At 58.8% G+C, this 12,401-nt stretch carries 10 protein-coding genes; 3 read left to right on the forward strand and 7 right to left on the reverse strand.

Translation table 11 applies throughout. From position 1 onward, the window contains the following. Positions 1-420 precede the first annotated feature (420 nt). From AC3A4T_RS00005 to AC3A4T_RS00035, 7 genes are all read right to left on the reverse strand, one after another. Positions 421-1,062, reverse strand: a complete 642-nt coding sequence (locus tag AC3A4T_RS00005; protein ID WP_487673520.1) for an MAE_28990/MAE_18760 family HEPN-like nuclease — start codon at positions 1,060-1,062, stop codon at positions 421-423. After that, a complete protein-coding gene (locus AC3A4T_RS00010) occupies positions 1,059-2,171 on the reverse strand; it encodes a GmrSD restriction endonuclease domain-containing protein (protein ID WP_487673521.1) in 1,113 nt (370 codons plus the stop codon). The genes AC3A4T_RS00005 and AC3A4T_RS00010 overlap by 4 nt, the downstream gene beginning before the upstream one ends. A 64-nt stretch (positions 2,172-2,235) precedes the next feature. Continuing rightward, positions 2,236-2,673, reverse strand: a complete 438-nt coding sequence (locus tag AC3A4T_RS00015) for a hypothetical protein (RefSeq protein ID WP_487673522.1) — start codon at positions 2,671-2,673, stop codon at positions 2,236-2,238. Continuing rightward, a complete protein-coding gene (locus tag AC3A4T_RS00020; protein WP_487673523.1) occupies positions 2,660-3,382 on the reverse strand; it encodes a hypothetical protein in 723 nt (240 codons plus the stop codon). Before AC3A4T_RS00020 ends, AC3A4T_RS00015 begins: the two co-directional genes overlap by 14 nt. 468 nt (positions 3,383-3,850) lie before the next feature. Next, positions 3,851-4,102 carry an XVIPCD domain-containing protein gene (locus tag AC3A4T_RS00025; RefSeq protein WP_487674019.1) on the reverse strand — a complete coding sequence of 84 codons (252 nt, stop codon included), beginning with the start codon at positions 4,100-4,102 and terminating at the stop codon, positions 3,851-3,853. Between the two features lie 125 nt (positions 4,103-4,227). Next, positions 4,228-4,785, reverse strand: coding sequence for a DUF3228 family protein (locus tag AC3A4T_RS00030; RefSeq protein ID WP_487673524.1), 558 nt, complete (start codon positions 4,783-4,785; stop codon positions 4,228-4,230). Between the two features lie 240 nt (positions 4,786-5,025). Further along, complete coding sequence (locus AC3A4T_RS00035; RefSeq protein ID WP_487673525.1) at positions 5,026-8,604, reverse strand: methylmalonyl-CoA mutase family protein; 3,579 nt, start codon at positions 8,602-8,604, stop codon at positions 5,026-5,028. A 678-nt stretch (positions 8,605-9,282) separates the two neighbouring features. On the opposite strand from AC3A4T_RS00035, the gene AC3A4T_RS00040 reads away from it, so the two are divergent. The 3 genes from AC3A4T_RS00040 to AC3A4T_RS00050 all read left to right on the forward strand — a co-directional run bounded on the left by AC3A4T_RS00040 (position 9,283) and on the right by AC3A4T_RS00050 (position 12,400). Next, a complete protein-coding gene (locus AC3A4T_RS00040) occupies positions 9,283-9,600 on the forward strand; it encodes a YXWGXW repeat-containing protein (RefSeq protein ID WP_487673526.1) in 318 nt (105 codons plus the stop codon). 783 nt (positions 9,601-10,383) lie between these two features. Next, positions 10,384-11,487 carry a Glu/Leu/Phe/Val dehydrogenase dimerization domain-containing protein gene (locus tag AC3A4T_RS00045; protein ID WP_036110968.1) on the forward strand — a complete coding sequence of 368 codons (1,104 nt, stop codon included), beginning with the start codon at positions 10,384-10,386 and terminating at the stop codon, positions 11,485-11,487. 151 nt (positions 11,488-11,638) lie between these two features. After that, complete coding sequence (locus tag AC3A4T_RS00050) at positions 11,639-12,400, forward strand: carbonic anhydrase (protein WP_487673527.1); 762 nt, start codon at positions 11,639-11,641, stop codon at positions 12,398-12,400. Position 12,401: the final 1 nt, after the last annotated feature.

The following is a 12,401-nucleotide window of genomic DNA, read 5'->3' on the forward strand; positions in this document are numbered from 1 at the left end:
AGTAAACCGTTGCCTTGTCATTCAACACCTCCGGGATGACCCCATTGTCGGGTGTCTGTGAAAGGCGGGGCAGTCCAGAGTGCAATTTCGCTACTGAAAAATTGCACTCTGACCCCTGTTTTTGACCCTCCGACTCTAAATCGCGAAACGAAACCTGCCTGTCCGATACGGCAAAAACGCTCAGCAATGCACAGGTCTCGAAATAGCCGTAATGCGCAATATTCTAAATGACCAAACCGCACTCCGCCTCCTACTCCCCTGTCTTTTTCTGTTCTGCGGAGGCGCGCACGACAGCAAGGCACTTGCTCGTGTCAGCGCAACTGTACGACATGGCCTACACGCACGAAAAGCGCCGCAAAGGCAGAAATAGAGGTCAAAATCCAATACTCTCAATAACTAAATTGCGCTCCAACCCCGCTCCTACCTCAAATATTTTTTTAGAACTATAGAATTTTGCAGCTCAATAGTAAAAACCCTCAAAAGAAATAAAACCTTATCCTTTGCCTCTATCAGAAATTTCTCCGATATTTCTTCAAACATTCCATGAGCTATCTTATTCCTAGTACTAACTAAGCTCCTGTCAATAAAATTTCTATTAATTTCGAAATCATCACCAAGCGCGACCCCGACATTAAAACATATATTGTCCATCACTTTTGATGACAAATTTGACTCAGTTTGTATTTCAAAGCTCGACGGCTTCTGGTACCGATCAAATTGATTGAATAAAAGAAAATCAACAACCTGAGCATATACATGAAGCTGCCCAGACGCCGCAGCTTGCTGAATTGAAGATGCACACGAAATAGTTATGAAATTAGATCGAAGCTCACTATAGCTATGACGTTGTCGCGCTACATATTCCAAGTAATAGGACGCGCATCTTTTCACCCCACCTTCCCAATGAGCATAGATCAATGGGAATGCGGCTCGCGACAAATTTCCAGAGAATGTGTCCCGAGCGTCTCGTACAGCAGCGCACACGTTTGCCATTTCCTTAGTGCGCCAAGCAACCTCACCATCTATAGCATCAAGAACTTCCTGCGAGGTTCTCAACTTCATACACGAAAGGCCCCCTTACCCAGCACAAGCGTTTCCGCCAAACGCGCCGATGCACGCTTACCAACACTTGTTACTAGCTCAGCACTATCCCTCCAAATTTGAACATGACGGGCTTTAACTTCTCCTGCAGTCCCCACATCTATGCCATTAGCGATATTGGCACCAAGACCGAGTGCAAAAACTTCATACGCAGCTAGCAAAAAAGGGCCGACGCTGCGGTCTTCATCCACTCGAAGGCGTCGAAATGCATTCTCGCCGAGAGCGTCATTAAGAAGTTCAAAGGTACGCCTGAATGCCCTTTGCTCCGCCGCTCTGTCGTACGTTGCATCTTTTGCGAACTCAAGCACCCGGTCGGTCAGATAATTATGCAAATCATTAATGGGCCGAACATCTGCAGCATTTAGATTCTTGAGAACTAGGTATCTAACTACCAGCTCCAGATCATACTGCTCAGTTTTCTGACGCTCAGTTAGAGGCACGACCGCACTAAAATTTTGCTCATTTGCCAGTTCTGTCAGCCATTCGTAAAACCCACCACCGGCCATCAACAGCAAACAATTACGAACTTCTTGTTCAGTCGCGACGGTCCCTCCTGTGTTCAGCCTATCAAATAGCTCAAATTTTCCATCCTTGTGACTTTTTGAGGCAAGAACGATATTTATATCGACGCGCGCCCTTCTTATTTGTAGCTTCACCTCAGCCGGAAGCTCAGTCTTCCCTGGATTCTTAGTCGCGTCCCAGACCATACCCTCAAGATCAGGGAGATACTTTGTAGCAGTCAACACTAAAGGCGGCTTTACCGCCCCATCCCGCCCCTTTAATTCCCCAAAAAGCTCAAGCAAAGTTGAAATTCTTTGAAGACCGTCAATCAATTCCCATTTAGCATCTGGCTTCTGAGACACGAATACTGGTGGAATAGGAAGTCCAAGCAACAATGACTCGATCAATCGTGATTTTTGAAAGTCAGTCCAGCGAAAGAAGCGCTGAAAATCCGGATGAACATCTATTTCGCCATCTTTATACAATGAAAGCAGCTCACCGATTGACATTGAATACCGGTCGGTAGCTATCTGTTTTGCTGCTTCAGAAATTTGATCTTCGATTGCCATCACTACCATCCGCAATAGTTATTTAGAGAAAATTTAATATAAAAATTTACAGCCAACATAATACCTAGTCACTCTTATTTTCAGGCGAAATTCCCAAAATACTTCTCACGTCAGAAACAGAGTTTTTGATGGCGCCTAACTGCCCATCAACTGGCATGGATGGAGCAACTCGATTCTTTGTTTCCAGGACTGCCTGCGTATTTATTTCAATTCTATCCAGATAAGAGGCTGTTAAATTGGTATCTCTTGAGCTAAGCATCTTCCCACTTTCTAACGTAGTAGCTATTGTTTTGTCGGCGATTTTTTGTTTGGCCCCAACCAAGTGCTCAAACGCAAGCACACTCAGGAAAACGGCAACTGATAAGAATGCCGTCAAGACCAACTGTCCTTTCCGCTCAGATTCGCCAGTCGAAGAATCCAGAGAGCGATCCACTGAGTCTATCAAGTCTAGAATTTCTCTCTCAACTTGCACTCCAGTTTTTGTAAAATCACTTTTGCCCATTGGATCCCCCCGCCCCATGCGAAATAGCCTTAAGGGATGAAAGCTCAAGCTGGAGCTGAGATGCCTGCTCCGCTGCAAAAGTTAACTGCTTAAGACCATCCGAAATACCCCTCTGCTCCATGATCTCGCGCGCGTACTCCACGCCTCGCGCCGTGTTAGTTTTTTCACGCTCTAAAATATGCACGGAATCTTCTGCCGTAAGTTCGCGCTGAATTGAGCGACCACTTTCCTCCATCTGCTCGCTGACCGCCGACAGCACCGTTACTACGTTATTGGTATGATACCGGTATCTTTCTACGAGCCGCTCTTTGACACGCGGATCGTCCACAGCCTCAATAGCGCCAAACAATTCTTTAGCACTGGACGCGGTATTTTTAACAGCCTCTCTTGCAACTTTTGCCAGACGATCAATTGTATGCAACTCGTGCTCGATCCCTCTTATACGTTGAAATTCACTCATGCTGCCGCGAAGATTTTCTAGCTTAGCCGAAATCATTCGATGGGTTTTTCTCTGCCTGCGGCTAGCAATCATGAACCCAGCTACTGCAGGCAATAAAGTAAACATTGTTCGCAAGACAGCAATAATTATTGATGAGCCATCGCCACTTGAAGGCAACCAACGATCAACCGCGAACCAGCCGAAGGCGCTGAGCGTAGCCGCTATACCAATCGCAATGTAGCCCCCTTTATCACCAGATGAATCATCCACTCGAATAACCATACCCCCCCCTTTTTGTATCAACGCGTCGTATGAGTAAATTGCCGGACCCTATCTAGCTCCATCCAGATGGCGCACATCAAGTTATAACTCGTTGCAAGCACCCCCTAGACTTACAAATGCCCCCCCAAAATAGCTTCCTCGCTGGGCTCCGCAGTATCTTAACGAAAAGAAATATACGCGTAGCAAGCGCGTCGTGCATACGTAAAACACAAACGAAAGCGGCCACGAGCAAAATTCTTTCAGCTACTCGTGGTCATTCGGAGAAACATCATCAGAGATGATTAAGGCAAGTGCTAACGCAAAAGCGGGGAAAGCGGCTTTTGTGAAAGGCCCGTACTTTCTTGCGTAGGCATCTCAAAGTGTCGCGCTTGCTACTGGGTGCGCTCAACCGCCAGAGTCTGATTCAATACTGGCAGCCGATCATACGAAGCCTCAACCGGCGTCATCGCCGCTTGGTCAGTCGATAGATACACGCCAATACGCCGTATCCTCACGAAGACGCTCTCGCTTGGCTTGAGGCCGGCGCTGCCCCTTGCTCAGCACGATATGATCGATCCCCGACAGGCCCCGCGCTTTCGCCAGGAAAGTCAAGCTGGCGGCGAGGCGTTCGCTGTTCGCGTCGCGCGCTCGCTCTAGGGACGCATCAAGTAGGGAGACACCTTCGTGGTTTCGTAAGTAGAGCGCGTGGTTGTGTGAGTGCGCATAGATCCGCTAGTGCGAGTTGCGCCGGCTCGGCAGATTGAGCGAACGGAATTACGCATAAAGCAAAAACCCAGCCAAAAAAGTAGGGCCATTCGTTAATCGATTCGGTGCGTTAACGAACCGGTTTCGCCCTACCCCCGCCAATTGGCATGCGTCCGCCAAAACTCAACGCTGCGCAGATAAGCCTCCCGATCCAAACCCACCCCCGACCCGCCCTCTTCCACCCCAAGCGCATTACGCATCATCGTAATCGGCGCCATCGGTGTCTCGACCGGCTCGGCGGTGTACATGCAGCCGACCACGCCCCAGTCGGCGGTGGTGTCGGTGCCCTCTTTCGCCAATTGTTCGCGGCTGTAGAGGATGACGATGAGGTAGTCGGCCACGGGCGGGTCGAGGCCTTCGAACCAGCGCACCAGCACGGGCAGTTCGTCCTTGGTGCGCGCCTCGTAGTCGGTGCGCAGCAGGTGGCGGTTGGCGTCGGTGATCGGCGCGGTCAGGCAGCGGGTGCTGGTCCAGTTGCGGTGGACGTGCAGTTTGCAGAACGGGGCGTAGCCGTCGAGGACGGTCAGCGGCGGGACGCCGTTGAGGTGGCGCTCGAATTGCTCGGGCGTGATGTCCTGGATGGTGTTGCGGCGCGGTTCGCGCGGGAACAGCCGGGCGCGGGCGAAGTCGGTGAGGATGATGGTCATGGGGGGATTATCGGGTAGCGCCAGGCGGGGCGTCTGGGGTGGGTCGTGTGATTTTTAGGCGAGCTGGGCTTCCATCCGTAGATGAGTTCCTGTGGCGGCTGCCTTTCGGGGTTGCGCCGGCGGTTGCGGGGGCGTGGTCGCGGCTTGCGCCGCTCCTACAGTCGGGTACGGGGCTCTGTCGTGATTGCAATAAAAAGGCCCGCGGGTGCGGGCCTGTTTATTTAACGGTTGCGGGGTTGGTTACATGTTGCGGCGGTATTCGCCACCCACGTCGTACAGCGCGTGGCTGATCTGGCCCAGGCTGTGGGTCTTCACTGCTTCCATCAAGGACGCGAACACGTTCTTGCGGTCGCGCGCGGCGGCCTGCAGGCTGCGCAGGCCTTCGGCGGCGTAGTCGTTGCGGCCCTGCTGGTACGACAGCACGTTGTCGATCTGCTGGCCCTTTTCTTCCGGCGTGGAGCGGATCAGTTCGATCTCGGTGACGATGTCGCCACCGTGGTCCTTCGGCAGGAAGGTGTTAACGCCGACCAGCGGCAGGCTGCCGTCGTGCTTCTTGTGTTCGTAGTAGAGGCTTTCTTCCTGGATCTTGCCGCGCTGGTACATGGTGTCCATGGCGCCGAGCACGCCGCCGCGCTCGCTGATGGCTTCGAATTCCTTGTACACGGCTTCTTCGACGATGTCGGTGAGGTAGTCGACGGCGAAGCTGCCCTGCCAGGGGTTTTCGTTGAAGTTGAGGCCCAGTTCCTTGTTGATGATCATCTGGATCGCGACCGCGCGGCGCACGCTTTCCTCGGTCGGGGTGGTGATGGCTTCGTCGTAGGCGTTGGTGTGCAGGCTGTTGCAGTTGTCGAACAGCGCGTACAGGGCCTGCAAGGTGGTGCGGATGTCGTTGAACTGGATTTCCTGCGCGTGCAGGGAACGGCCGCTGGTCTGGATGTGGTACTTCATCATCTGGCTGCGCGGGTCGGCGCCGTAGCGCTCGCGCATGGCGCGGGCCCAGATGCGGCGGGCGACGCGGCCGATGACGGTGTATTCCGGGTCCATGCCGTTGCTGAAGAAGAACGACAGGTTGGGCGCGAAGTCGTCGATCTTCATCCCGCGGGCGAGGTAGTACTCGACGATGGTGAAGCCGTTCGACAGGGTGAAGGCGAGCTGGCTGATCGGGTTGGCGCCGGCTTCGGCGATGTGGTAACCGCTGATCGACACCGAGTAGAAGTTGCGGACGTTCTTGTCGACGAAGTACTGCTGGATGTCGCCCATCATGCGCAGGGCGAATTCGGTGCTGAAGATGCAGGTGTTCTGGGCCTGGTCTTCTTTCAGGATGTCGGCCTGGACGGTGCCGCGCACGGTGGCGAGGGTCTTGTCCTTGATGCGCTGATAGGTTTCGGCGTCGACGACCTGGTCGCCGGTGATGCCGAGCAGACCCAGGCCGAGGCCGTCGTTGGTTTCGGGCAGCAGGCCACTGTATTGCGGGCGTTTGCGATCCTTGAAGATGGCTTCGATCTTGTCGTGGGCGGCGTCCCAGCGGGCGCCGTCTTCGCGCAGGTATTTCTCGACTTGCTGGTCGATGGCGGTGTTCATGAACATCGCCAGCAGCATCGGCGCGGGGCCGTTAATGGTCATCGACACGGACGTGGTCGGCGCGCACAGGTCGAAGCCGGAGTACAGCTTCTTCATGTCGTCCAGGGACGCGATGTTGACGCCGGAGTTGCCGATCTTGCCGAAGATGTCCGGGCGCACGGCGGGGTCTTCGCCGTACAGGGTGACACTGTCGAACGCGGTCGACAGGCGCGCGGCGGGTTGGCCGACGCTGAGGTAATGGAAGCGGCGGTTGGTGCGCTCGGGCGTACCTTCGCCGGCGAACATGCGGATGGGGTCTTCGCCAGTGCGACGGTAGGGGTACACGCCGCCGGTGTAGGGGTAGTAGCCGGGCAGGTTTTCTTTTTGCAGGAAGGTCAGCAGTTCGCCCCAGCTCTTGTAGGTGGGCGCGGCGATCTTCGGGATTTTCTGGTGGCTCAGGGAGTCGCGGTAGTTTTCTACGCGGATGGCTTTGCCGCGGACTTCGTATTCGGTGATGTCGTCGGTGATGGATTTCAGGCGGGCGGGCCAGTCGCGCAGGAGTTTCAGGGCTTCGGACGAGAGGGTCTGGACGGCGTCGTTGTAGCGCTGGCGCAGGGTTAGCAGGGTGCGGTCTGCGGCGATCGGGCTGCCCTCACCCGCGCCTTCGGCGCGACCTCTCCCGCTTGCGGGAGAGGTATTCGACGCAGCTGGGGTATTCGACGCGGCTCCTGCTCCCTCTCCCGCTTGCGGGAGAGGGCTGGGGTGAGGGTGCGAGGGCAACAGCGCATCGGCGGCGAACAGGTCCAGCGCCTTCGGCAACTCCGGATCGTTCAGGTCGTGCAGCGATTGCCAGTAGGACTGCGCGCGATCAGCCACTTCCGACTGGCTTTCGATCTGGCGATTGATCGACCTGCCCTGCTCCGCAATCTCGGCCAGATACCGCACACGCGCGCCAGGAATCAGCACGGTCGCGCGCGGCTCCTTTAACGAAGTATCGACTTCAGGCGTCCACTTCTCGGCCGGCAGCGACAGCTTCTCGCGCAGCAACCGGCACAGGTTGACGAACATCCAGCTGATGCCGGGGTCGTTGAACTGGCTGGCGATGGTCGGGTAGACCGGCACGTCTTCGTCGGGCGTGGCGAAGGCGACGCGGTTGCGCTTCCACTGCTTGCGCACGTCGCGCAGGGCGTCTTCGGCGCCGCGCTTGTCGAACTTATTGAGCACGACCAGTTCGGCGTAGTCGAGCATGTCGATCTTTTCCAGCTGGCTCGGCGCGCCGAAGTCGCTGGTCATGACGTACATGGGGAAGTCGACGAGGTCGACGATTTCCGAATCGCTCTGGCCGATGCCGGCGGTTTCGACGATCACCAGGTCGTAGCCCAGGCCGCGCAGGAAGCCGATGCAGTCCTTGAGCACGGTGTTGGTCGCCGAGTGCTGGCGGCGGGTGGCCATCGAGCGCATGTACACGCGCGGGCTGCGCAGCGAGTTCATGCGGATGCGGTCGCCGAGCAAGGCGCCGCCGGTGCGGCGACGGGTCGGGTCGACCGAGATCACCGCCATGCGCATGTCGGGGAAGTTGGCGAGGAAGCGGTTGAGCAGTTCGTCGGTGACCGAGGACTTGCCGGCGCCGCCCGTGCCGGTGATGCCGACCACCGGGGTCTTGCCGCCGGCGAGCTGCCATTGCTTGCGCAGGTGCGCGAGTTGGCTTTCGTCGAGCAGGCCTTCTTCGATCGCCGAAAGCATCTTGCCGATGGTGATTTCGTCGTCGATCGCGGCCGGCTTGTCGGGCGTGGTGTCGGCCTGGCGGCCTTCGCTGGCGCGGCGCACGACGTCTTCGATCATCGCCACCAGGCCCATGTGCATGCCGTCGTTGGGATGGTAGATGCGCTCGACGCCGTAGGCCTGCAGTTCGCGGATTTCCTCGGGCGTGATGGTGCCGCCTCCGCCGCCGAACACGCGGATGTGGCCGGCGCCGCGTTCGCGCAGCATGTCGACCATGTACTTGAAGTATTCGACGTGGCCGCCCTGGTAGCTGGACAGGGCGATGCCGTCGGCGTCTTCCTGCAAGGCGGCGCGCACGACGTCCTCGACCGAGCGGTTGTGGCCGAGGTGGACGACTTCGGCGCCCTGACCCTGGATCAGGCGACGCATGATGTTGATCGCGGCGTCGTGGCCGTCGAACAGGCTGGCGGCGGTGACGAAGCGCAACGGGGTGGCGTCGGCCTGGGCGGCGGGAAGGTTGGCTGCAGTCGTGCTCATGGCGGTCTCGATACGCAGTACGGGCTGTGCGTATTGTAGCTCCGTGAAGCAGGCACGGTTTGGCGGGTGGCCGTGCGGTGCAGGATGGGCGGCTGCGCTACGGCAGGTGGGGTGGCGGCGTCAATGGGGTTTGGGGTGGCGGGGGTTGGTGGAAGCGTGGCGGGGTTGGCGGTGATGGGGGTCGGTGCTTGCGCTGCTGCGTTCGCGGTTGGTGGGTTGGACGCTTTGGTCGCCTTTGGTGGCTTGGCCGCTTTGATCGCAGGTGGGTGCATTTAGTGATTGGCTTCGGCTCTGACGCGACAGGGGTTGGCCGCCCGCATCTCCCAAGTCGTCATTCCCGCGAACGCGGGCTCCGCTTTACTTCGGCGTAGCCGAATATCCAGTGACTTCAAACGTGCCCACAAGGAAGGCCTGAAGATCCCCGTAGTCAAAGGCGGTATTGACGCAGGCCGAACTTGTTTGCGTCGCTGTCGATGGGGCGCGAAAGTCACTGGATTCCCGCGTTCGCGGGAATGACGACTGGGAGGTTTCACTATGGCCTCGCTACCTCAATCCATGCAGCCGGCCTTCAGCAATCTGGCGTGGTCATGAACGCGTCCAGCGCCCGCGTCAACAGAGTTGCGGCCACGACGTTGCCATCGACACAGGCGGGTGGCCGCCGAGTCGAGGAGAAGGGTCATGGCAATGCGTCCTTTGGTGTTGGCGGCGATCATCGGTGTGGCGGCCGCGGCGGGTGTGCATGCGCCCGAAGCGCAGGCGCGTACGTACGTAGGCGTGGATGTGCGGGTGGCGCCGCCACCGCCGCGCTACGAGCGCGTGCGGGTGCGTCCGGGCTATGTGTGGACGCCGGGGCATTGGCGCTGGGACGGCCGGCGTTACTACTGGATCGGCGGTAATTACGTACCGGCGCGCCGCGGGTATGTGTATGTCGCGCCACGCTGGAACCCACACGGGCCGGCGTGGCGGTTCAATGAGGGGCATTGGCGGCGGCGTTGAGGTTGGGACGATTGCGGTTGGGCTGAGTGGGGTGGGCTGAGGCTATGTGCGATGAGGTGGCGATCTAAGGGATGTCGCGGCCAACAGCGGTGACCTCGGCCCTGCCCGCTTCGCTTCGACTCTGATTTCGAAGTCCCGCGCTCTTCGCGAAAGCGGCTGTTCCCCGCTTAAAAAAGAGAGGCCAAGGGGGGATTTGCTTTTGGCGCTTTGGCGTGGAAAGCAAATCCCCCGGCGCAGTCAAAGTCGCTGGACTTCGGACTTGCGCAGGCGCCGCGCCCCCTTTTTCAAAGTGGGCGATCGTTTGCGTTACGGACGTTCGCGCTGTGGGCGTTTGCGCTGCAGACGTCTGTGTTGGGATGTTTGTCTTTGGGCGTTTGTGTCGACACGTTAACGTTCGCGACGTTCGTGAATGTTTGTGTTGGAGGCGTTTGTGCTGGGAGCACGATCAACGCGGCTCCCGCCAAGCGGCCGATCTCCAAAAGTCGTCGGCCGCTCAAAGCCGGCGCAAGCCACCGCGACCCTCGACGCCACTCGGCGAACCTCGGCAACACCCCTTTGGATCGTGGCAACCGCCCATCCCGGCAAAGCCGCCGATGCCGCGCGCGGCCGCCGCGACACGCATACCTAGCCGTATTGCCCGATTGCTTTAGACTAGCGCCCCTGCGACGGGCAGCACGGCGCCGCCGCACAGGCGAATTCATTTCTTTTCAACGACTTAACCACACCCAGGCGTGACGCGCAGGCGGAAAATCCCGCGCAATCCCGCCCGGTCCGGAGCACCCGATGATTTTCGAAACCCTCGACACCTTCGGCCATGAGCAGGTCGTCTTCTGCCATAACAAGGACGCCGGCCTGAAGGCCATCATCGCGATCCACAACACCGTGCTCGGCCCGGCGCTGGGCGGCCTGCGCATGTGGCCGTACAAGACCGAGCAGGACGCGCTCAATGATGTGCTGCGCCTGAGCCGCGGCATGACCTACAAGAACGCGGTCGCCGGCCTGAACATCGGCGGCGGCAAGGCGGTGATCATCGGCGATCCGTCGGCCGACAAGTCCGAGGCGCTGTTCCGCGCGTTCGGCAAGTTCGTCGATTCGCTGGGCGGCCGCTACATCACCGCCGAGGACGTCGGCATCGACGTCAACGACATGGAATACGTGTACCGCGAGACCGAGTACGTCACCGGCGTGCATCAGGTCCACGGCGGTTCGGGCGATCCCTCGCCGTTCACCGCCTACGGCACCCTGCAGGGTCTGATGGCGGCGCTGAACAAGCGTTTCGGCGACGAGGAAGTCGGCAAGTACAGTTACGCCGTGCAGGGCCTGGGCCATGTCGGCATGGAATTCGTGAAGCTGCTCAAGGAGCGCGGCGCGAAGATCTTCGTCACCGACATCAACAAGGGCCTGGTCGACAAGGCCGTGTCCGAGTACGGCGCCGAAGCGGTCGGCCTGGACGAGATCTACGACGTCAACGCCGACGTGTACTCGCCGTGCGCGCTGGGCGGCACCGTCAACGAGCAGACCTTGCCGCGCTTGAAGGCCAAGATCATCTGCGGCGCGGCCAACAACCAGCTGGCCAACAACGCCATCGGCGACGAAGTGGCCAAGCGCGGCATCCTGTACGCGCCGGACTACGCGGTGAATGCGGGCGGCGTGATGAACGTGGCGCTGGAACTCGACGGCTACAACCGTGAGCGCGCCATGCGCATGATGCGCACGATCTACCACAACCTCGGCCGCATCTTCGAGATCGCCGAGCGCGACAGCATCCCGACCTACACCGCGGCCGATCGTCTGGCCGAAGAGCGCATCACCGCGATCGGCAAGCTCAAGCTGCCAATGGGCCGTTCGGCCCCGAGCTTCCGCGGGCGAATCCGCGGCGGTCACTGAGTCACTTCGACGGGGCCATCGGCCCCGTCGTCGTATCCGGCGTAGGGTTTTCGCGCCGGTCTGCGTTGAAATGAATGCGCGGGAGCGCCGCGGCCCGCGCGCGGTAGTGCGATAAACGTCTCAATGTTGTGCAAACGTGAGGACATTCGACATGCGCAAACACGCACTCGCCACCTTCGTGGCACTGAATCTGGCGTTCGCCGCTTATGCAGCCGAGCCGGCTAAAAAAGCCGCACCGACCGCGCCGGCTCATCACGACGCGATCGATTACGAACATCAGGAACAGTGGCAGGCCGCGCACGACAAGTCGCAGTCGCCGATCGACATCGTTACCTCCAGCGCGGTCGACGCCGCCGACAACGAGCCGCGCGCGCTGCAGTTCGAGCACACCCGCGGCGCGGTGGATGCGGTCGAAGACAACGGCCACGCGGTGCAGGTCGACACTCACGCCACCGAGGCGACGATCCGCGGCCGCCATTTCACCCTGGCCCAGTTCCACTTCCACGCCGCCAGCGAGCACACCCTGGACGGCAAGCATTTCCCGCTCGAAGGCCATTTCGTGTTCAAGGCCCAGGACGGACGTCTGGCGGTGGTCGGGGTGATGTACGACACCGGCGCGGCCAATCCGGTCGCGCAAGAGGTGCTCGACGACCTCAAGCCGAAGAAGAAAAAAGCCAAGCCGGCCCAGCACGAGATCGATATCGAAGGCCTGCTGCCGAAATCGCGCGGCTACTACCACTACCTGGGCTCGCTTACGACCCCGCCTTTGACCGAAAATGTCGAGTGGTACGTGATGCCGGCGCCGGTGACCATGTCGAAGAAGCAGATCGACGCGTTCCTGAGCCACTACCGCCGCAACAACCGCAACATCCAACCGCTCAACGGGCGGCCGCTGATTCGTTACGAGGGCTGAT

This window comes from Lysobacter sp. Soil_N_51, from assembly GCF_057655755.1.

Bases quoted from the DNA above. Each gene is read 5' to 3' on its own strand.
- AC3A4T_RS00045 (WP_036110968.1), top strand. From the start codon at position 10,384: ATGATTTTCGAAACCCTCGACACCTTCGGCCATGAGCAGGTCGTCTTC.
- AC3A4T_RS00015 (WP_487673522.1), bottom strand. From the start codon at position 2,673: ATGGGCAAAAGTGATTTTACAAAAACTGGAGTGCAAGTTGAGAGAGAA.
- AC3A4T_RS00040 (WP_487673526.1), top strand. From the start codon at position 9,283: ATGGCAATGCGTCCTTTGGTGTTGGCGGCGATCATCGGTGTGGCGGCC.
- AC3A4T_RS00005 (WP_487673520.1), bottom strand. From the start codon at position 1,062: ATGAAGTTGAGAACCTCGCAGGAAGTTCTTGATGCTATAGATGGTGAG.
- AC3A4T_RS00010 (WP_487673521.1), bottom strand. From the start codon at position 2,171: ATGGCAATCGAAGATCAAATTTCTGAAGCAGCAAAACAGATAGCTACC.
- AC3A4T_RS00030 (WP_487673524.1), bottom strand. From the start codon at position 4,785: ATGACCATCATCCTCACCGACTTCGCCCGCGCCCGGCTGTTCCCGCGC.
- AC3A4T_RS00035 (WP_487673525.1), bottom strand. From the start codon at position 8,604: ATGAGCACGACTGCAGCCAACCTTCCCGCCGCCCAGGCCGACGCCACC.
- AC3A4T_RS00050 (WP_487673527.1), top strand. From the start codon at position 11,639: ATGCGCAAACACGCACTCGCCACCTTCGTGGCACTGAATCTGGCGTTC.